At 73.1% G+C, this 19,782-nt stretch carries 17 protein-coding genes; 12 read left to right on the top strand and 5 right to left on the bottom strand.

Annotated features, from left to right (window positions below; all coding sequences use genetic code 11):
* Window positions 1-8 precede the first annotated feature (8 nt).
* The 3 genes from ACFWQG_RS01400 to ACFWQG_RS01390 are packed head-to-tail and all read left to right on the top strand — an operon-like array spanning window position 9 to window position 3,233.
* Window positions 9-1,487, top strand: coding sequence for a DNA-3-methyladenine glycosylase 2 family protein (locus ACFWQG_RS01400; protein ID WP_378505777.1), 1,479 nt, complete (start codon window positions 9-11; stop codon window positions 1,485-1,487).
* Window positions 1,484-1,987 (top strand): methylated-DNA--[protein]-cysteine S-methyltransferase, encoded by a 504-nt coding sequence (locus ACFWQG_RS01395; protein ID WP_378505776.1) that lies wholly within the window; start codon window positions 1,484-1,486, stop codon window positions 1,985-1,987. The genes ACFWQG_RS01400 and ACFWQG_RS01395 overlap by 4 nt, the downstream gene beginning before the upstream one ends.
* Before the next feature lie 46 nt (window positions 1,988-2,033).
* A complete protein-coding gene (locus ACFWQG_RS01390; RefSeq protein WP_378506037.1) occupies window positions 2,034-3,233 on the top strand; it encodes an AI-2E family transporter in 1,200 nt (399 codons plus the stop codon).
* A 33-nt stretch (window positions 3,234-3,266) separates the two neighbouring features.
* On the opposite strand, the gene ACFWQG_RS01385 is transcribed toward ACFWQG_RS01390, so the two are convergent.
* Both ACFWQG_RS01385 and ACFWQG_RS01380 read right to left on the bottom strand, forming a co-directional pair.
* Window positions 3,267-6,245: an AAA family ATPase gene (locus ACFWQG_RS01385; protein ID WP_378505775.1), complete on the bottom strand. Its 2,979-nt coding sequence runs from the start codon at window positions 6,243-6,245 to the stop codon at window positions 3,267-3,269.
* Window positions 6,242-7,435, bottom strand: coding sequence for an exonuclease SbcCD subunit D (locus ACFWQG_RS01380; protein ID WP_378505774.1), 1,194 nt, complete (start codon window positions 7,433-7,435; stop codon window positions 6,242-6,244). The genes ACFWQG_RS01385 and ACFWQG_RS01380 overlap by 4 nt, the downstream gene beginning before the upstream one ends.
* A gap of 118 nt (window positions 7,436-7,553) precedes the next feature.
* Here ACFWQG_RS01380 and ACFWQG_RS01375 point away from each other — a divergent pair, with 118 nt between their 5' ends.
* Window positions 7,554-8,537 (top strand): DUF6542 domain-containing protein, encoded by a 984-nt coding sequence (locus ACFWQG_RS01375; RefSeq protein WP_378505773.1) that lies wholly within the window; start codon window positions 7,554-7,556, stop codon window positions 8,535-8,537.
* On the opposite strand, the gene ACFWQG_RS01370 is transcribed toward ACFWQG_RS01375, so the two are convergent.
* The gene (locus ACFWQG_RS01370) at window positions 8,528-9,532 is read right to left on the bottom strand and encodes a 4-hydroxy-3-methylbut-2-enyl diphosphate reductase (RefSeq protein WP_378505772.1); all 1,005 of its coding nucleotides are present in this window, start codon (window positions 9,530-9,532) and stop codon (window positions 8,528-8,530) included. The two genes, ACFWQG_RS01375 and ACFWQG_RS01370, sit on opposite strands and share 10 nt — an antisense overlap.
* A 96-nt stretch (window positions 9,533-9,628) precedes the next feature.
* Here ACFWQG_RS01370 and ACFWQG_RS01365 point away from each other — a divergent pair, with 96 nt between their 5' ends.
* From ACFWQG_RS01365 to ACFWQG_RS01355, 3 genes are read left to right on the top strand one after another with little or no spacing between them, the layout of a single operon-like run.
* Window positions 9,629-10,219 (top strand): lipid droplet-associated protein, encoded by a 591-nt coding sequence (locus ACFWQG_RS01365; RefSeq protein ID WP_378505771.1) that lies wholly within the window; start codon window positions 9,629-9,631, stop codon window positions 10,217-10,219.
* Window positions 10,216-11,502 carry an exodeoxyribonuclease VII large subunit gene (gene xseA, locus ACFWQG_RS01360; RefSeq protein ID WP_378505770.1) on the top strand — a complete coding sequence of 429 codons (1,287 nt, stop codon included), beginning with the start codon at window positions 10,216-10,218 and terminating at the stop codon, window positions 11,500-11,502. The genes ACFWQG_RS01365 and xseA overlap by 4 nt, the downstream gene beginning before the upstream one ends.
* Complete coding sequence (locus ACFWQG_RS01355; protein ID WP_378505769.1) at window positions 11,499-11,708, top strand: exodeoxyribonuclease VII small subunit; 210 nt, start codon at window positions 11,499-11,501, stop codon at window positions 11,706-11,708. Before xseA ends, ACFWQG_RS01355 begins: the two co-directional genes overlap by 4 nt.
* Here ACFWQG_RS01355 and ACFWQG_RS01350 read toward each other — a convergent pair.
* The gene (locus ACFWQG_RS01350; protein WP_378505768.1) at window positions 11,705-12,274 is read right to left on the bottom strand and encodes a DUF4245 domain-containing protein; all 570 of its coding nucleotides are present in this window, start codon (window positions 12,272-12,274) and stop codon (window positions 11,705-11,707) included. The genes ACFWQG_RS01355 and ACFWQG_RS01350 overlap by 4 nt on opposite strands.
* 97 nt (window positions 12,275-12,371) lie before the next feature.
* On the opposite strand from ACFWQG_RS01350, the gene ACFWQG_RS01345 reads away from it, so the two are divergent.
* The 3 genes from ACFWQG_RS01345 (at window position 12,372) to ACFWQG_RS01335 (ending at window position 16,302) form a co-directional block, all read left to right on the top strand.
* A complete protein-coding gene (locus tag ACFWQG_RS01345; protein WP_378505767.1) occupies window positions 12,372-13,649 on the top strand; it encodes a hypothetical protein in 1,278 nt (425 codons plus the stop codon).
* Between the two features lie 114 nt (window positions 13,650-13,763).
* A complete protein-coding gene (gene glpX / locus ACFWQG_RS01340) occupies window positions 13,764-14,798 on the top strand; it encodes a class II fructose-bisphosphatase (protein ID WP_378505766.1) in 1,035 nt (344 codons plus the stop codon).
* A 94-nt stretch (window positions 14,799-14,892) separates the two neighbouring features.
* Window positions 14,893-16,302, top strand: a complete 1,410-nt coding sequence (locus ACFWQG_RS01335) for a class II fumarate hydratase (RefSeq protein ID WP_378505765.1) — start codon at window positions 14,893-14,895, stop codon at window positions 16,300-16,302.
* A gap of 25 nt (window positions 16,303-16,327) precedes the next feature.
* Here ACFWQG_RS01335 and ACFWQG_RS01330 read toward each other — a convergent pair whose 3' ends face one another.
* Window positions 16,328-17,218 (bottom strand): glycoside hydrolase family 16 protein, encoded by an 891-nt coding sequence (locus ACFWQG_RS01330; RefSeq protein WP_378505764.1) that lies wholly within the window; start codon window positions 17,216-17,218, stop codon window positions 16,328-16,330.
* A gap of 306 nt (window positions 17,219-17,524) precedes the next feature.
* Between ACFWQG_RS01330 and ACFWQG_RS01325 the strand changes: the two genes are divergently transcribed.
* The gene (locus ACFWQG_RS01325) at window positions 17,525-18,484 is read left to right on the top strand and encodes an NAD-dependent epimerase/dehydratase family protein (protein ID WP_378505763.1); all 960 of its coding nucleotides are present in this window, start codon (window positions 17,525-17,527) and stop codon (window positions 18,482-18,484) included.
* A 7-nt stretch (window positions 18,485-18,491) separates the two neighbouring features.
* On the top strand, window positions 18,492-19,739 hold the full coding sequence (locus ACFWQG_RS01320) for a hypothetical protein (protein WP_378505762.1): 1,248 nt from the start codon (window positions 18,492-18,494) through the stop codon (window positions 19,737-19,739).
* Window positions 19,740-19,782 lie beyond the last annotated feature (43 nt).

The following is a 19,782-nucleotide window of genomic DNA, read 5'->3' as shown; positions in this document are numbered from 1 at the left end:
CTGGAGCCATGAACCTCGACTTCGACCGGTGCTACCGGGCCGTCTCGTCGCGGGACCCGCGCTTCGACGGACAGTTCTACACCGCCGTCCGCACCACCGGGATCTACTGCAGGCCGTCCTGCCCGGCGATCACCCCGAAGCGGGCGAACGTCACCTTCCTGCCCACCGCCGCAGCCGCCCAGCAGGCCGGGTACCGCGCGTGCCGCCGCTGCAGGCCCGACGCCGCCCCCGGCTCACCGCAGTGGAACGTCCGCTCCGACCTCGCCGCCCGCGCGATGCGACTGATCGGCGACGGCGCCGTCGAACGGGACGGCGTCACCGGACTGTCCGCCGCCCTCGGGTACTCGTCCCGCCAGCTCACCCGGACCCTGACCGCCGAACTCGGCGCGGGCCCGCTCGCGCTGGCGCGGGCCCACCGCGCCCACACCGCGCGCCTGCTGATCGAGACCACCGCGATCCCGATGTCCGACATCGCGTTTGCGGCGGGCTTCGCCAGCATCCGGCAGTTCAACGACACCATCCGGGAGGTATTCGCCGCGACCCCGACCAGGATGCGGGCGGACGCCGCCCGCCGCGGATCGGCACCGGCACCGGCGGGCAGCGTGTCGCTGCGGTTGCCGTACCGCCCGCCGCTCGACCGACACTGGATGGCCTGGTTCCTGTCCGGGCACGCGGCGGCGGGCCTGGAGTCGTGGTCCGGCGGCAAGTACCGACGGGTGCTGCGACTGCCGCACGACGTGGGGGTGGCCGCGGTGCGGTTCCGCGACGGCCACGTCCGCGCCGACCTGACGCTGCGCGACATGCGCGACCTCGCCCCCGCCGTCGCCCGGCTCCGGCACCTGCTCGACCTGGACGCGGACCCGCGGGCCGTCGACGACGCCCTCGGCGGCGACCCCGGGCTCGCCGGGGCGGTCGCCGCCGCACCGGGGATCCGGGTGCCCGGCTGCATCGACCCGGGAGAACTGCTGCTGCGCACCATGATCGGGCAGCAGATCTCGGTCGCGGCCGCGGCGACCCACACCGCAAGGCTGGTGACCGAACTCGGCGAGCCGATCACCGACCCGCACCTGACGCACGCCTGGCCCACCGCGGCCGCGGTCGCCGAACGGGGACGCGAGATACTCACCGGGCCCGCCTCCCGGGTCGACGCGATCGTCGCGGTGGCTGGCGCGCTCGCGGACGGATCACTGTCATTGCACGGCGGTCGCACCGCGGCCGACCTGCGCGCGGACCTGCTCTCCCACCGGGGCATCGGGCCGTGGACCGCCGACTACGTCACCATGCGCACCCTCGCCGACCCCGACGTGCTGCTCGACACCGACCTCGTCGTCCGCCGCGGCGCTGCGGCCCTCGGCATTCCGCTCACCGTGCCGGACCGGTGGGCGCCGTGGCGCTCGTACGCGTCGATGCACCTGTGGCGCACCGCGCTCACGGCCCGCGGCAGCATCCCGACCACCCCGACCCTCGACCCGAAGGACCCCCGATGACCGCCGCACACAGCACCGTGACCACCCCGGCCGGACCGTTCACCGCCATCGTCGACGGGGACGGCGCGGTCCTCGCCTCCGGGTGGACCGACGACGCGGACACCCTCCTTGCCCTGATCCACCCGGCGCTGCGCCCACCCGGCACCGCAGCCCGCCCCGACCTCGGGCCGGTCACCCGAGCCGTTGCCGACTACCACGCGGGCGACCTGACCGCGATCGACCCGATCCCCGTCGCGCAGCGGTCGGGCGAGTTCCTCGAGTCGGCGTGGCGGGTGCTGCGGAAGGTGCCCGCCGGCGATCCGGTGACCTACACCGAGTTCGCCGCGCTCGCAGGCCGACCGGCCGCCGTCCGCGGCGCGGCGTCCGCGTGCGCCCGCAACGCCGCAGCCCTGTTCGTGCCCTGCCACCGGGTGATCCGGGTCGGCGGCGGGCTCGGCGGCTTCCGCTGGGGATTGCCGACGAAGCGCTGGCTCCTCTCCCACGAGCGGACCGCGGGGTAGATTCGGCCGCGTGCCCCAGGACGAACCGACCGTCAGCGAGACGCCCATCACCACCGGCCCGACGCCGCGGCGGCACCGGTTCCGCGACCGCGGTGAGGTGATCGGCGCTGGCGGCCTGTGGCTTGCCAAGTGGTCGCTGTGCCTGGTCGCGATCGCCGCGGGCGCGTGGGTGGTGTGGGCGGTGCTCGGCCAGCTGTGGGTGGTGGTGCTGCCGGTGCTGATGGCGATCGTGGTGTCCACGGTGCTGTGGCCCCCGACCCGGGGGATGGTGCGCCGCGGCATCCCGCCCGCCGCCGCGGCCGGGATCACCCTCGCCGGGTTCATCGCCGTCTTCGCGGGCATCGTCGCGTTGATCGTGCCGTCCGTCGTCGACCAGGCCCCGGAACTGGCGAACAAGGCCAGCGACGGGCTGCGGCAGGTGCAGGAGTGGGTCAAGGGCCCGCCGTTCAACCTGGGCGACGACCAGATCGACTCCGCGGTGCAGGCGGTCATCACGAAGATCCAGGAGAGCGCCCAGTCCATCGCGACCGGCGTGTTCAGCGGCGTCAGCGCGACCGCGTCGATGCTGATCGCCCTGTTCCTGGTGCTGGTGCTGACGTTCTTCTTCATCAAGGACGGGCCCCGGTTCCTGCCGTGGCTGCACTCGGTGAGCGGCGGCCGCGCGGGCAGGCACTTCGAGGCGGTCGCGGTGCGGGTGTGGGACACCCTCGGCGGCTTCATCCGGACGCAGGCGCTGGTCAGCTTCGTCGACGCGTTCTTCATCGGCCTCGGGTTGGTGGTCCTCGGGGTCCCGCTGGCACCGGTGCTCGCGGTGCTGACCTTCCTCGGCGGCTTCATCCCGATCGTCGGCGCGTTCGTCGCCGGCGCGCTGGCCGTGCTCGTCGCGCTGGTCGCGAAGGGCTGGACCACCGCCCTGATCGTCCTGCTCATCGTGCTCGCGGTGCAGCAGCTGGAGGGCAACGTCCTGCAACCGGTGCTGCAGTCCCGCAGCATGAACCTGCACGCCGCGATCGTGCTGCTCGCGGTGACCGGGGGCAGCTCCCTGTACGGCATCGTCGGCGCGTTCCTCGCGGTCCCGGTCGCCGCGTGCGTCGCGGTGGTGATCCGCTACATCGGTGAACAGGTCGACCGGAAGCTCGACGACGGTGACCCCGCGCCCGATCGCCCCGCCGCGCCGCGGGATGCGGAGGGCGACGAACCGGGTCCGGCGGGCGACCCGCGCCCGGTGGTGGCGGATCCGCGGTAGCGGCTATCCCGACGGCGATGCGCGCGGGCCGCGCTACGCGACGACCTCCAGGGTGGATCCGGCCCGGCCGCGCAGCACGTGCAGCCGGCTCGGGATCCGCTGCCGCATCTCGTCGACGTGGCTGACGATCCCGACGACCCGGCCACCCTCACGCAGTTCGTCGAGCACCCCCATCACCGCCTCGAGGGTGTCCGCGTCGAGGGTGCCGAACCCCTCGTCGATGAACATGGTGTCCAGGACGAGGCCCCCGGATTCGGCGGCGACGACGTCCGCCAGGCCGAGCGCCAATGCCAGTGACGCCAGGAACGACTCGCCGCCGGAGAGGGTCTTCGCGGAGCGCACCACGCCGGTGTAGTCGTCCCGGATGTCGAGGCCGAGACCGCCCCGCTTGCCGCGCGGGCCCGCGCCGTCCTCGTGCACGAACTCGTAACGGCCACCGGACATTCGGCGCAGTCGCACCGACGCCGACAGCGCGACCTCCTCGAGCCGGGCGGCGAGGACGTACGAGCGCAGCGACATCTTGCGCGCGTTCTGCCCGCGGCCGGCGATGACCTCGGCCAGCGCGGCCAGTTCCTCGTACCGGCGCAGCGCGGGGCCGAGCGCGGCGACCTCGTCGGTCAGGGCCAGCGCATAGTGTTCGACCTTCGCGGCGCGGGCGTCCGCGGTGGTCGCCGCCGCGGCTGCCGCGTCCCTGCCCTCCCTGGCTGCCGCGTCCGCGGCCTCCGCGGCGGGCACATCCGCGGGACCGAGGCGGACCGCCTCAACCACCGCCGGATCGGCGAGGACTGCCTCGGACAGCAGCCGTTCCTCGGCCGCGGCGGCGAGAATTGCGTCGATCTCCGCGATCCGCTCCCCGGTCCGCGCCGCCGACCGGGCGTCGGGCAGGTCCACGAACCCCGCGTCGGAGGACGCCCGTGCGGCCCGATCCGCCGCGTCCGCCGCCGCGACCGCGGCGCTCGCCGCGGCGGCACGCTGGTCTCGCAGTGCGGTGGCCGCGTCGGCGAGTGCCCCGAGGCGGTCGTGCCTGGCCTGCAGGTCGGACTCGCCGCCGATCGCGTCCTCGACGGCCCGGTCCAGCTCGGCGAGCCGCGCCGCACCGTCCGCGATCCGCTGTTCCAGTGCCGCGAGATCGGCGGACAGCCGCTGCGCCCGGGCCGCCAGGTCCTCGCTCTCCGCGCGCAGCCGCGCCACCGCCGCCTCCGCCGTCGCCAGGGTGGCCGCCGTTGCCTCGGCCGCGGACCGCGCCGCGTCCGCCGCGGTCGCTGCGGCGGCCAGCGCGTCCGCGTCGGCGTCCCCGACCCGGTCGGCGAGCACCCCCGCCGTGCGATCCAGGTCGGCCAGCGCGGCGGTCGCGGCCTCGAGTTCCCCGGCGCGGGTCTGCTCGACCACGCGGGCGTCGTCCTCGTCGGACTTGGACACGGCATCCGCGGCCGGACGGGCGGGTGTCGGATGCTCGTCGGAGCCGCACACCGGGCAGGGCGCCGCGGTCGCGAGTCCGGCCGCCAGTTCCGCGGCCATCCCCGCGATCCGCTGCTCGCGCACCGTCGCCAGCACCTCACGCGCATCCAGGTGGGTGTCGCGGGCCCGCCGATGCCGGTCGGCGGCCGCGGCGCGCCGGGCCCGCACCCGGCCGAGTTCCCGTGCCGCGGTGAGGCGTTCCCGGGTCGCCTCGCACTGCGTCGTGAGGGCGGGCAGCGACGCCGCGGCGGCACGGGCCCGCATCAGCTCCGCGTCGGCCCGCTCCACCTCGGCGGGAATCTCGGCTCGCCTCGACTCGAGAGTGGCTGTGGCCGTGATCAGTTCGTCGCGTCGGACGTGTGCGGCGTCCTGGTCCCGCCGCGCCGATCGGCGCTGTTCGTCCCGTCGGATCAGCTCACCGAGCCGTGCGACCTCGGCACTCCAGCCCCGCACCGCCGCGGCCAACACCTGCGCGTCGTCCGGCGCCGCAGGCCAACTGACCCGCTCGAGCAGCGCCGCGCCCTCCGGCTCCCGCCGCACGACGCTGGCGAGGTCCTCGGTGCGGGCCCGTTCCCGACCCGCGACGCCCGCGGCAGCCACCGCGAGCTCCTCCGCGGTCGCCACCGGCACCGCGCGGACCGCCCGGTCCCGTTCCGCGGCGAGCAGCTCCCGCGCCGACTGCCCGGTAGCGAGCTCGGCGAGCCGGGCCTTGGCCCGGGCCGCGCGGTCCTGCGACTGCCGCACCTCCCTGGCGCGGCCAAGGGCGTGCTCGGTTCGCTCCGCCGTCGCCCGCGCGGTCGCCAACACGGTGGAGGCGGCGTCCGCGGCCTCCCGCGACTCGTCGACCAGCCTGCCCGCCCACGCCACCGGATCGGCGTCGGCTCCCGCCTCGATGCCCGCCGCCGCCGACACCTGCGCCGCGATCCGGTCGACCGTCGTCTTGGTGCCGGACACCGCCGCCTCCGCCTCGCGTCTGCGCTCCGCGAACCACTCCTCGACGGTGGCGAACCGGCCCGTGTCGAACAGCCGTTCCAGGAGCACTCCCCGCTCCTCGGTGTCCGCCCGCAGGAACCGCGCGAAGTCGCCCTGTGGGAGCAGGACGACCTGGAAGAACTGGTCCGCGCTCATCCCGAGCAGCCGGCCGACCGCGTCACCGATCTCGTCGAGACGGGTCAGGTTCTCACCGCGCCCGTCGAGCCACTCGAGGGTGGCCTTGGCGTTCTCCTTGGTGGTGCCGGTGCCGCGCAGCTTCGGGCGCTGGTATTCGGGGCTGCGGGTGATCCGCAGTCGCCTGCCGCCGATCGTGGCCTCGAGCACCACCCGCGGCGGCGTGCCCGGTGCCGCGTGATCGGACAGCAGTCGCTTGCCCTCCTGCCTGGCTCCGGGCACCCGCCCGTACAGGGCGAACGCGACCGCGTCGAGGATCGTGGTCTTGCCGGCGCCGGTCTGCCCGTGCAGCAGGAACAGCCCGTCCGCGCCGAGTTCGTCGAAGTCGACGGTCACGGTGTCCCCGAACGGCCCGAATGCGGTCACCTCGAGGTCGTGCAGCCTCACGCGACGGACTCCGCGTCGCGGTCGTGGCCGCCGGAGGACCGGCCGTCGACCTCCCGGTCCGCGGCACCGAGCGCCCGCTCCACCCAGCGCAGCTCGCCGGGCGTCGGCTCGGCGCGCACGTCGGTCAGGAAGCTGGCAACGATCTCCCGATCGGTCCGTCCGCGCACCTTGTCCCGGTACTTGAGGTCCGAATCATCCTGCGGTCTCACCCATTCCAGGTGGACCAGGTGCGGGAACCGTCCCCGCAGGACCCGCATCGCATCGACCGGTCGCACCCGGTCGGTGAGCACGGCGGAGACGTAGTCGTCGGTCGCCGCCGCGAACGCGTCGTCGGTGAGCAGGTCCTCGACGGTGCCGGTCACCTGACTCAGGCCGCGCACCACCGGAAGATCGTGCCGCTCGACCGCGGCGAGCCCGTCGGCGTCGAGGTCGACGATCCACACCGCCTTCCGGTGCGACCGTTCCCCGAACGAGTACGGCAGCGGCGAGCCGGAGTAGCGCACCCGGTCCGTCAACGTCTGCGGCGAGTGCAGGTGCCCCAACGCGACGTAGTCGACCCCGTCGAACGCGGATGCGGACACCGTCTCCACCCCGCCGACCGAGATCGACCGCTCCGATCCCGTCGCCTCCGCGCCGACCACGAACGCGTGCGCGAGCACCACCGACCGGGCCGCGGCACCGGTCGCGGCGCGGGCAGCGAGATCCGCGCGGACGCGGGCCATCGCCGCGTCCAGGATGTCGGCGTGCGTCCGCGCCGCCGGGACCCCGAGCTCCGCGCGGGTGGTCTCCGGTTCCAGGTAGGGGATGCCGTAGAACGCGACGGGCCCGTGCTCGTCGCTCAGCAGGACCGGCGCCGCCACGTCGGCGACCCGCGTCAGCAGGTGCAAACCCCCGGCCGCCGCGAACGCCGCGCCAGCACCGAGCCGCGCGGGCGAGTCGTGGTTCCCCGACGTCGCGACGATCACCGCACCGGCGGCGCGGATTGCCTCGAATCCCCGGTTGCACACCGTGACGGCGTCCGCGCTGGGGACGGCCCGGTCATAGACGTCCCCGGGCACCACCACCACCTCCACCCGGTGCTCGGCAACCAGCCCCGCGATCGCGGCGAGCGCCGCGGCCTGGTCCGCCAGCAGGTCCACACCGTGGAAGGTGCGGCCGACGTGCCAGTCGGAGGTGTGCAGGATTCGCATGAGGCGACCGTAGACGAGGGCACCGACATCGACGCCCGGCCGGGGTCGCGGCGGAGATCGTTCCCACACGCGGTCCCACCGACGCCGGGTTCGGACCACGAGCCGCTAGTGTCTAGGCGTGTCTGCAACCCAACGCGCTCGATCCGGGGTGCCGCTCGCGCAGCGATCGGCGTTGCCCACCCTCCCGGGCGTGCCGGCCTGGGGCGCCGTCCTGATCGCGGCCGCGTCCGCCCTGCTCGGGATCGTCATCGACGCCGTCCGCGGCAGCGAACTGACCGCGACCTTCTCCGTGTTCTTCTTCCTCGGCTGCCTGGCCGCCGTCCTCGCCGTCCGCAACCGCGGCCTGTTCACCGCGATGATCCAGCCCCCGCTGATCCTCGTCGTCGCGGTGCCGCTCGCGTACCAGCAGTTCACCCCCGGCGGGGGCGGCATCAAGGATCTGCTGTTCAACGTCGCGATCCCGCTGGTCAACCGGTTCCCGCTGATGCTGACGACCACGCTCGTCGTGCTCGCGGTCGGGGCGGGCCGGATGTACATCCGGCACCAGGCGGCCGGCGTCGTCGCCCGGCCTGCGCGACGCACCGGCGAGCGCCGGACCGAGCCGAAGCGGACGGCACCGGACCGCCGCCCCGCCGCCGACGTGGACGACGACCGTCAACCCGACGAGCACCGCGCCGAGGACCAGCGGTCCCGCCCGACACGGGATCGACGGCCGGGTCGCGGCACCGATCGGCCCGCGGATCCGGTCCGCCCGGCCCATGCGACGGGCAGCTTCCCGACCGGCCGCTACCCGGCCCGCGGCGGGCACGACGAGGCCTCGGAGGAACGAACCGAGTCCTTCGACCGCCCGCAGCCATACGCGGGCCCCCGGGACCGGGTGCCACCCCACGACCAGGACCGGCACGTCAGGCCGGACCGGGCACCCGGATACCGGCACGACACCGCCCCGGCGACCGCGTCGTTCCCGGGACCGCGCCCGGCACCGCACGCCGAGCGCCGCGCCCAACGACCCGATCCGGACGTCCCCGTGCACCCGGTCCCGCAGGTGCGGTACCGGGACCGGGACGACGCCAGGCAGGACCCCCCGTACCGCTACCGCTGAGCGGGCTTGCGCAGCTCGCGGGGCAGGGAGAACACCAGCGTCTCGTTCGCCGTGGTCACCGTCTGCACGTCACCGAATCCGTGCTCGGCGAGCAGGTCGAGCACGCCGCTGACCAGGATTTCCGGCACCGACGCGCCGGAGGTGACGCCGACCGTGCGCACCCCGTCCAACCAGGTCGGGTCGATCTCGCGGGCGTAGTCGACCAGGTACGACGCCGTCGCCCCCGCACCGAGCGCCACCTCGACGAGGCGCACCGAGTTCGACGAGTTCCGGGACCCGACGACGATGACGAGGTCGCATTCCGGGGCCATCGCCTTGACCGCGACCTGCCGGTTCTGGGTGGCGTAGCAGATGTCGTCGCTCGGCGGGTCCTGCAGCTTCGGGAACTTCTCCCGCAGTCGGGCCACCGTCGCCATCGTCTCGTCGACGCTCAGCGTCGTCTGGGACAGCCAGATGACCTTGTTCTCGTCCCGGACCGTGACGGCGTCCACGGACTCGGGGCCGTCCACCAACTGCACGTGGTCGGGCGCCTCACCGGCGGTGCCCTCGACCTCCTCGTGCCCCTCGTGACCGATCAGCAGGATGTCGAAGTCGTCGCGGGCGAACCGCTTCGCCTCCTGATGGACCTTGGTCACCAGCGGGCAGGTCGCGTCGATGGTGTGCAGGCTGCGGGCCTCCGCCGCCTCGTGCACGGCCGGGGAGACACCGTGCGCGGAGAACACCAGCACCGACCCCTCCGGCACCTCGTCGGTCTCGTCGACGAACACCACGCCGCGCTCGGAGAGGGTGTCGACGACGTGCCGGTTGTGCACGATCTCCTTGCGCACGTAGATCGGCGCGCCGTGCTTCTCCAGCGACCGCTCCACCGTTTCCACCGCGCGATCGACGCCCGCGCAGTAGCCGCGCGGCTCGGCGAGCAGGACCCGCTTGCCACTCACCGTGGACGACGTGCCGGTGCCGGCGATTCCCAGATTCAGGGGGACAGCAGATGACATGCCTCCAGGGTACGGGTGGCGGCCCGCCGCGACCCGCCCAGCCGGGCGGGGCGTGCCCGGCTACCAATTGCCGCGTCGGTAGGGCACCCTGGGACCATGTTCCGTCCCCCATTCGCGGCCCGGGTGGCTGCCGGCATCGCGGTCACCCTCGTCGAAGAGGTGCAGAAGCTTCCGACCACCGCGGTCACCCTGCCGATGACCGCGATCTCCTCGATGCTGCAGACGGGCATGCAGGTGCAGCAGACCGTCACCGCCCTCGCCATCAAGGGGGACGAGGCGCTGGCCGGGTTGTTCCCGCAGTCCGAGGAGCAGCCCACCTGGGCGACGTTCGACGAGGACGCCGCACCGGCCGCTGCGTCCGACGGCGCCGGGCGGCCCGCACCGTCCGCGCCTGCGAATCAGGGCCGGTTCGAGCTGTATTCGATGTCGCCCGCGGAGCCGGCCCCCGCGCCAGCGGCCGATGCGGCGCCCGGCGGCGCCGCGTCGGCGGCCGCGGACGGCGACCGCGCCGAGATCGTCGACTACCTGGACTACGACAACCTCACCCTCGCCCAGCTGCGGGCCCGGCTGCGGACCCTGTCCGTGGAGGAACTGACCGCGCTGCTCGACCACGAGAACGGCACCCGGAGCCGGGCCCCGTTCCAGACGATGCTCGGCAACCGGATCACCTCCGCCACCGCCAAGTGACCGCGGCCAGCCCCACCCCGTCGACCGCCCGGCCGTCCGCGCAGACGTCGAACTCGGCGGAGAATCCATGGCCGGTCCGATCGGTGTCGACCAAGGTCGCGGCCTGGATCGACCGGCTCGGCAGCATCTGGGTCGAGGGCCAGATCACCCAGATCAACGTCCGGCCCGGCACCAGGACCGCGTTCCTGGTGCTCCGCGACCCGTCCGCGGACATGTCCCTGTCGGTGACCTGCTCCCCGAACCTGATCCGGGACAGCCCGATCCCGTTGACCGAGGGCACCCGCGTGGTGATGTTCGGGAAACTGTCGTTCTACACCGGGCGCGGCACCGTCTCGCTGCGGGTGACCGAGATCCGGCCCGTCGGGATCGGGGAGCTGCTCGCCCGGATCGAACGGCTCCGCGGCCTGCTCGCCGCGGAGGGCCTGTTCGATCCGCGGCTCAAGCGCCCGCTGCCGTTCCTGCCCCGCACGATCGGGCTGATCACCGGCCGGGCGAGCGCCGCCGAGCGGGATGTGCTCAGCGTCGCGGGGGCCCGCTGGCCCGCGGTGAACTTCGCCGTCCGCAACACCGCCGTCCAGGGTCCGACCGCGACCGCGCAGATCGTCGCCGCGCTCGCCGAACTGGACGCCGACCCCGACGTCGAGGTGATCGTCCTCGCGCGCGGCGGCGGCAGCGTCGAGGACCTGCTGCCGTTCTCCGACGAAACGCTGTGCCGGGCGATCGCCGCAGCGACCACACCGGTGGTCAGCGCGATCGGACACGAGCCGGACAGCCCGCTCTGCGATCTGGTCGCGGACGTGCGCGCGGCGACACCGACCGACGCGGCGAAGCGGGTGGTTCCCGACGCGGCCGCCGAGCAGGCCCTGGTCGCGGAGTTCCGGGCCAGGGGCGCGGCCGCGCTGCGGAACTGGGTGGCGAGGGAGGCCCGCGCCCTCGCCGACCTGCGCAGCAGGCCGGTGCTGGCCGACCCGCTGGCCGCCGTGGATCGGCGGGCCGAGGAGGTGACCCGGCTCCGGGATGCGGCGCGTCGGGACATCCGGTGGCTCGTTGACGGGCAGGGCACCATCCTCGGGCACATGGCGGCGCGGTTGACCACCCTCGGCCCGGCCGCCACCCTCGCCCGCGGCTACGCGGTGGTGCAGCGGGTGGTGCCGGGATCGGATCCGGAGGTGCTCAGGTCGGTCGAGGACGCACCGCCGGGGACGCAGCTGCGGGTGCGGGTCGCGGACGGCGCGGTGATCGCGGCAACGATGGGCAGGGACAAGGCAGGAGAGCAGAAGTGAACGAACCGGTGTCCGAACTCGGCTATGAGGCCGCCCGCGACCAGCTCGCGGAGGTGGTCAAGCTGCTCGAGCAGGGTGGGCTCGACCTCGACCACTCGCTGGCACTGTGGGAGCGCGGCGAGGCGCTCGCCACCCGGTGCGAGGAGCACCTCGCGGGCGCGCGGGCCCGGGTGGAGAAGGCCCTCGCGCACACCGAGGATTCCTAGGGATCGATCGGCTGGGCCTGGCCGACCGCGGTCGCCAGGTCACCGAACTCCTCCGCGGTGCCGCTGCCGGTGATCAGGACCCGGGCATCGGCGAGGTCGGCCACCCAGATCGGTTCGCTGCCCTCCTCGGCGAACTGCACCCAGGAGGTACCCGCGAAGGTCTCGGCGCCTGCCGCGGCCCGTGGTGCGCCCGCGACCCACTCCACCAGGGCCTGCTCCGCGGCATTCGACTGGCTGAGCTGCACGTAGCGGCCCGCGTCGGTGATGTAGCCGACGGTGCTGACGTCGCCGCCCGCGTCACCGCTGACCGTGCCGCGGCTGCCGGAGTTCGGCTGCCAGGAGTCGGGCACCGCGGGGTTGCGGACCGGGAAGCCCAGTTCGGCGGCGTCGAACGTCAACGCGGTGTCGATGTCGAACTGCGGAACCGGCCCGGCGGTCGGGCCGCCAGGGCTGAACGAACACGATTGTGCGACCGCCGCGATCACGATCGCGAACAGGGCGAGGGGAATCAGCGACCAGATGATGTCGCGATTGTCCTGCAGATACCGGGGTTTCTTGCCAGCCACGTGGTCGAGTATCCCAGCACAGCGCGCGGTGGCGGCGATCGGGACCACCGACGAAACCCTTACGCAAAGTTACATACATGTGATTGGTTATCCGACCATGAGCCTTCGCAGACGACTCCCCCGGCCGCATCGTCTGGTGCTGGCGTGCGCCGGCCTGGCGCTCGCCGCCGCCGCGACCGCGCTGCCCGCCGCCGCGGCCCCGCGCGCTGCGGTCGACCTCGGCTACCACGACCTGCTCGATCTGGTCCCGGCCAACGCCGACGCCGAGTTGCCGGGCGGGCTGGATCCGAGACTGCCCACGGACTCCCGAACCCTCGATGCCGCGGTCGACGCGGCCCGAGCCGACGGCCTTCCGCCCGCCCGCTACGCGGCCCTGCTCCACCAGTACTGGCTGGCCAGGGGTGCCGAGGCCGCCGGCATCGACCTCGGCGCCTGGGATCCCGGCACCGGGTTCCTGGCGAACGCGGACCTGGTGAACCGCGTGTACGCGAACTACGGCAGGTACCAGCGGGAGCGCGACGAACTGAACTGGGCGGGCATGGCCGGGATGGCAGGCGCCTCGTTCACCGCCGGTTTCCTGGACATCGACACGGGCCGGGTCGTGCTGTCGGTCGAGGCGGTGCACCGGATCGGCGAGGCGGTCGCTGCTGCGGTCGGCGCGCTGCCGGTCGGCGTCGCCGCCGGCCTGCCCGCGGACGTGCGGGCGCTCGCCACCGTCGCGCCCACCCTCACCGCCGACGACCTGGACTGGTACCAGCGGCGGCTGCTGGTGATGCAGAAGCACATCTACTTCGACATGGTGCCGATGCACGAGGCGTACCTGAACGGGGGATTCCCCGCGATCGAGGAGATGCGGGCGGCCGGGCTGTTCGACGACAACACCGCGGCCGCCTGGGACGCGATCCGGACCGGCACCCCCGCGGGGCGCGCGGACGCGGTGCTGCGGATGGCGGACCGTGAACAGAACACGATCGTCGCCGACCAGTGGGACGCGACCGCGCGCGGGCGGGACGGCGCAGGCCGGGTGCTCGCGTACCTGACCACCGTCGCCGCGCAGCCGTCGATTCCCGGCACCCGAGCACCGGGCGTCTTCGCACCGCTCACCGCGCACGCGACGGTGGCCGACGGGTCAGGCGTCCGGGTGCAGGCCCCGCTGCCCGACTTCAACTGGGCCGACCGGGGCCCGCGGTGGCGGTACATCGCCGACGACACCGCGCCCGCCTACCAGCGCCTGGCCGAGCAGCGACCCGAGCAGGTTGACGCGCTGCTGGGGCAACCGTTCGCGGAGTTCGCCGACCGGCAGCGGATGGTGTCCCGCGCACCCGCCCTGGTTCGGGACCTGACCTCGGGATGGTCGGTGGTCCGGGAGCCGTAGACCGGAGCGGGGCGATCCGGGCGCGGGATGAGATAATTGCGCGGCGCGATCTGCTTCGCGCCACAGCCGGAACACCAGGGCGGCCCCCGCGTCGCCAGCAAGGAGACACCGCCGATGACGGCCAACACGAGTCACCGCGAGGCACCGGACCGCAACCTCGCCCTCGAGTTGGTGCGGGTGACCGAGGCGGCGGCCATGGCCGCGGGCCGCTGGGTCGGGCGGGGCGACAAGGAGGGCGGCGACGGTGCCGCCGTCGACGCGATGCGCCACATGGTCAGCTCGGTCTCGATGCAGGGTGTCGTCGTCATCGGTGAGGGCGAGAAGGACGAGGCCCCGATGCTGTACAACGGCGAGGAGGTCGGCAACGGCGACGGCCCGCTGTGCGACGTCGCGGTCGACCCGATCGACGGCACCACGCTGATGAGCAAGGGCGCGCCCGGCTCGATCGCGGTGCTCGCGGTCTCCGAGCGCGGTGCCATGTTCGACCCGTCGGCCGTGTTCTACATGGACAAGATCGCGGTCGGCCCCGAGGCCGCCGACGTGATCGACCTGGCGGCGGGCGTCGCGGAGAACATTCGTCGGGTCGCGAAGGCGAAGAACCGCGCCGTCTCCGACACCACCGTGACGATCCTCGACCGTCCCCGGCACGCCGACATCATCCGCGAGATCCGGGACACCGGTGCCCGGATCCGACTGATCTCCGACGGCGACGTCGCGGGCGCGATCGCAACGGCCCGCCCGGATTCCGGGGTCGACATGCTGCTCGGCATCGGCGGCACCCCCGAGGGCATCATCGCCGCAGCGGCAATGCGCTGCATGGGCGGCGCGCTGCAGGGCAGGCTGGCCCCGAAGGACGACGAGGAGCGCGCGAAGGCGATCGCCGCGGGCCACGACCTGGACCGGGTGCTGCGCACCGAGGAACTGGTCACCGGCGAGAACATCTTCTTCTGCGCGACCGGCGTCACCGACGGCGAACTGGTCAAGGGTGTCCGCTACTACGGCGGCGGCGCGACGACGCAGTCGATCGTGATGCGGTCGAAGTCCGGCACGGTCCGGATGATCGAGGCCTACCACCGCCTCGAGAAGCTGCACGAGTTCTCGTCGATCAACTTCGACGGCGTCGACGGCGCCAACCCGCCCCTCCCCTGATGTAGGCGCTGCGCGCCTGTGAGTCCTTTTGGCCCCTACCGGGGCCAAAAGGACTCACAGGCGGCGGAGCCGCTTGGGTGGCAAGCTTGGCGGCATGGCTGAGAACAGCGAACCGCGGTTCCGTATCGAGCACGACACGATGGGCGAGGTCCGGGTTCCGGTCGACGCCCTCTGGCGTGCCCAGACCCAGCGCGCGGTGGAGAACTTCCCGATCTCGGGGCGCGGTCTCGAGCGGGCGCAGATCCGGGCGCTCGGCCTGCTCAAGGCGGCCTGCGCGCAGGTAAACCACGACCTCGGGCTCCTCGACGGCGGCCGGGCCGCCGCGATCGTCGCCGCCGCGACCGAGATCGCCGACGGCCGCCACGACGACCAGTTCCCGATCGACGTGTTCCAGACCGGGTCCGGGACGAGCTCCAACATGAACGCGAACGAGGTGATCGCGTCCATCGCCCTGGCGAACGGTGTGGACGTCCACCCGAACGATCACGTCAACATGTCGCAGTCATCGAACGACACCTTCCCGACCGCAACCCACCTTGCCGCGACCGAGGCGGCGGTCCGGGAGCTGATCCCGGCGCTCGACCATCTCCGGCTGGCGCTGGTGGACAAGGCGACCGAGTGGCGGACCGTGGTGAAGTCGGGGCGCACCCATCTGATGGACGCGGTCCCGGTGACCCTCGGTCAGGAGTTCGGCGGGTATGCCCACCAGGTCGAGGCGGGCATCGAGCGGGTCGTTGCGGCTCTCCCCCGGCTCGGCGAGCTGCCGATCGGCGGCACCGCCGTCGGCACCGGGCTCAATGCCCCGGACGGCTTCGGCCCGAAGGTCGTTGCACAGCTGGTGACCTCGACCGGGATCGACGCCCTGTCCCCGGCCCGGAACAGCTTCGAGGCGCAGGCGGCGCGGGACGGCCTCGTCGAGGCGTCCGGTGCGCTGCGCACGATCGCGGTGTCGCTGACGAAGATCGCCAACGACATCCGCTGGATGGGCTCGGGTCCGCTGACCGGTCTCGGCGAACTCCACCTGCCGGATCTACAGCCCGGCAGCTCGATCATGCCGGGCAAGGTGAATCCGGTTCTGCCGGAGGCGGTCACCCAGGTCGCGGCGCAGGTCGTCGGCAACGATGCGACCGTCGCCTGGTGCGGCGCCGCCGGCGCCTTCGAGCTCAACGTGTACATCCCGGTGATGGCCCGCAACATTCTGGAGTCGATCCGGTTGCTGGCCAACGTGTCCCGACTGTTCGCCGACCGGTGCGTCGCGGGGCTGGTCGCGAACACCGAGCACCTGCGTAGGCTCGCGGAGTCGTCCCCGTCGATCGTGACGCCGCTGAACTCGGCGATCGGCTATGAGGAGGCCGCCGCGGTCGCGAAGGAGGCGCTGCGGGAGCGGAAGACGATCCGGCAGACGGTCATCGACCGCGGACTGGTCGGCGACGGACTGTCCGAGGAGGAACTGGACCGCAGGCTCGACGTGCTCGCGATGGCGAAGGTCCCGCCGCAGCGGTAGCACCCCGGCAGCCCACCCGCTCCGGTCAGGCGGCCGGGTCGTACGCCCACACCGACACCCAGTCGACGAGCAGGTTGCCGTTGCTGGTGCCGTTGCCGTTGGTCTCGGTCTGCAACTGCCAGCGCATCGGCGTCGACGGCACCCAGGCCGTGCTGTCGAGGACCACCCGGTCGTCGAGCAGGTAGCGGATCCGGCCGGGCGACCATTCGATCGTGTACGTGTGCCAGTCGGTGAACCGGGCGCCGATGTCCGCGGCGACGTCCTGACACCCGCCGACGCACGACCCGGCGCCGGAGTAGTGGTGGAAGCCGCCGACGGTGCCGGCAAGGCCACCCTCGGGGAAATCGAATTCGCCGTCGGCCGGCCACCGCTCGGACTGCGGCCACAGCAGCCAGGCGACGTAATACTCGTTCAGGTTCGGATTATCGACCTTGAATCGCGCGGAATAGCGGCCGTAGGTTTGATATTGGCTCGCCCCGTCGATCAGCGGGGACGGATTCGCACCGGCCGGAACCCCGTTCACCGGGCGCAGATGAAAATTCATCACACCGTTCCCGACGCTGAGCACCTGGTCCGGTCGATAGGGCCGCTTCTGATAGGTGTCCAGATAGCAGCTGGGATAGGTGCGCCACTTCTGGCCCTCGGCCCCGGTGTAGACGATGCGGTCCGGCTCGCAGGCGTTCGCCCAGCTTCCGACCGCGGCGTCCCTGGTGAAGTCGTCGACGAAAATCTGCCGCCAGCCAGGGCGATTACCGCGGGGTGCGGCAACACCCGACGGCGCGGTCGGTGCGGGGGTCGCGACGTCGGTTCCGGGCGACGGCGAGGCAACGGACCCGGGGAAGGCCCCCGCCTGCGGCACGCCGACGGCCGCGCCTGCCGCCGCGGCGACGGCGAGGGACAGCAGGCACCGGGTCACCCGGCCCGATGTCGACGCCCGCGCACGGGTACGGGTGACCTCTCGAATGGATCCGGTTTCGCGCACACGACTTCGAACCATGTGGTTCCCCATTCACGACAAAGAGCGATGAGCGGGTGGTTCGCATGCGATGCCCGAGAAATGTTCTCGAATCCGACGCTAGCACGGTGCATTACGAATTTCCGGGCAGGCGCGACCAGACATGCGGGGAGCGGCCGCGCAGTCGGGTGACCCTGGCGCCCCCACGGTCGCCGCGGTGCGCCTAGACTCCCGAGCGACATCGGAGAAGTAAGGGAAGGCAAACCTGTGCGAGTGGTGGTCACCGGCGGTGCCGGGTTCATCGGGTCGACGCTGGTCGACCGGCTACGCGGTGACGGCCACCGGGTACTCGTCGTCGACAACCTGAGCCGCGGCCGGGAGCACAACCTCGCCGCCGCACTCGCCGCCGACGGCGTCGACCTCGAACTCCTCGACGTCCGGCACGACGACATCGACCGCATCTTCGGGACGTTCGCGCCCGAGGTGGTCTTCCACCTCGCCGCACAGATCGACGTCCGGCGCAGCGTCGCCGACCCGGTCGCGGACGCCGAAACCAACGTCATCGGCACGCTCCGCGTCGCCGCGGCGGCCGTGCGCGCGGGGGTCCGCAAGATCGTCTTCACCTCGTCGGGCGGATCGATCTACGGAGCCCCCGCGACACTCCCGGTCTCCGAACAGGTTCCGGTGCGGCCCGCCTCGCCGTACGCGGCGGGCAAGGTCGGCGGCGAATACTACCTCGACAGCTTCCGCGTCCTGCACGGCCTGGACTGCTCCCACATCGCCCCCGCCAACGTCTACGGCCCGCGTCAGGATCCGTACGGCGAGGCGGGAGTGGTGGCAATCTTCGCGCGCGAGATGCTCGCCGGCCGGCCGACCACCCTGTTCGGCGATGGCGGCAACACCCGCGACTACGTGTACGTCGACGACGTCGTCTCGGCGATGGTCGCCGCGTCCGGGTCCGCCGGGTCGGGTCTGCGGTTCAACATCGGCACCGGCGTGGAGACGAGCGATCTGGAACTCAACCGCCTCGTCGCCCGCGCCACCGGCACCACGGTGGACCCCCTGTGGAAACCCGCGCGTCCCGGCGACGTCCGGCGGTCCGCGCTCGACGCGGGCCAGGCGTGCCGCATCCTCGGCTGGCACCCCACGGTCGGGCTCGCCGAGGGCATCGCCCGCACGGTCGCCCATTTCCGCGAGTTGGGCGTGAGCCGACCGGTCGCCGTCTGAGGTGTCCGTGACCGACCGTTCCACCGTCCGGGTCGGCCACCTGGACGTGATGCACAGCCGCACCCGGATCACCGCGATCATCGGGCCCGTCGAGCTGCCCCCGGTCGACGTCGTCGCCGACCGCCTCGCCGCGATGGCCGCGGTCGGTCCCAACGCCCGGCTGGGTCTGCACCCGTCGCCGGTGTCGAACCGGTGGACGTTCGACCCCGCCGCACACCGGCCCACGGTCCGGCGCGTCGCGCCCCCGCGCTCACCGATGGACCTGTACGACCCCGAGCCCGACGCCGCCGCGCCCGCACCCGAACCCGACGACCATCGCCCGCGTCCGACGAGCATCATCCTCGCCGGCGACTACCTGCGCACCGATCACAGTCACGGCCTCGGCGAGGTTGCCCTCGCGCTCGCGATGCACGGCGTGATCCTGGGGACGATCGACCCGACCGACCCGAACGTGTGGCGTCCGTCGGGTCGCCGCGGCAGCGGAATCGCGGCGGCAGCGGCGCGGACCTACGGGACCGACCCGCGACGGCTCTTTGCGTTGCGCAGTGCACTGCACCGGCGCCCGGAATCGGCACCGCCCGAGACGATTCCGTGGATCCCCGCCCGCTCGGGGGCCGCGGCGACGATGCCGCCCGAGACGGTGGCGCGGCTGCGCGCCTGGCGGGACGGCAACGACCCGAGCGTGTCGATGTTCGCGGTGATCGCGGCGGCGCTGCACCGCGGGCTGGCCGCGTCGGGCATCGAGATCGACGACGTCGTGACCGTGACCCTCGACGCCCGCCGCTACCTACCGAAGGGCCGTGTCCCGCTCGGCAACTTCGTGTCCGGGCTGGAGTTTGACCTCGGCCGCGCACCGACCCCGCGCCGGATCCACCGGGCCAGCGCGGGCGCGACGGCGTCGGGTCGCCCGGTGGCGAACCTGGCACTGAACGCGGCCCGGACCCGCGTCGGCCTGCGCACCGGACGGCAGGCCGACACGCGGTGGGACCGCCCGCGCCACCCCCGAGCCCGGCTGCTGTTCTCCAGCCTTGGCGTCGTCCCCCGCACCGGACGCGTTCCGTGGCGGGACACCGCGGCGCCGTTCTACGCGGCGCACAACGATCCGACCGGACCCGACGGCATCACCGTCACCTGGGCGATCGTCGAGGGCGCGGTCATCGCGTCGGCCTCGTTCCACGGCAACGTCTTCCCGCGCGCGCAGGTCCAGGAAGGCCTGACACGGGCGGTCACCGATCCACTCGCCCTGCTCACCTGACCCGATTCCGCGACCGCAACCCCGTTCCGTAAGATAGGCAAGC

Source organism: Rhodococcus sp. NPDC058532 (assembly GCF_042719255.1).
Taxonomy (GTDB): domain Bacteria; phylum Actinomycetota; class Actinomycetes; order Mycobacteriales; family Mycobacteriaceae; genus Rhodococcus_G.
This window is presented reverse-complemented; position numbering and strand designations above follow the sequence as displayed.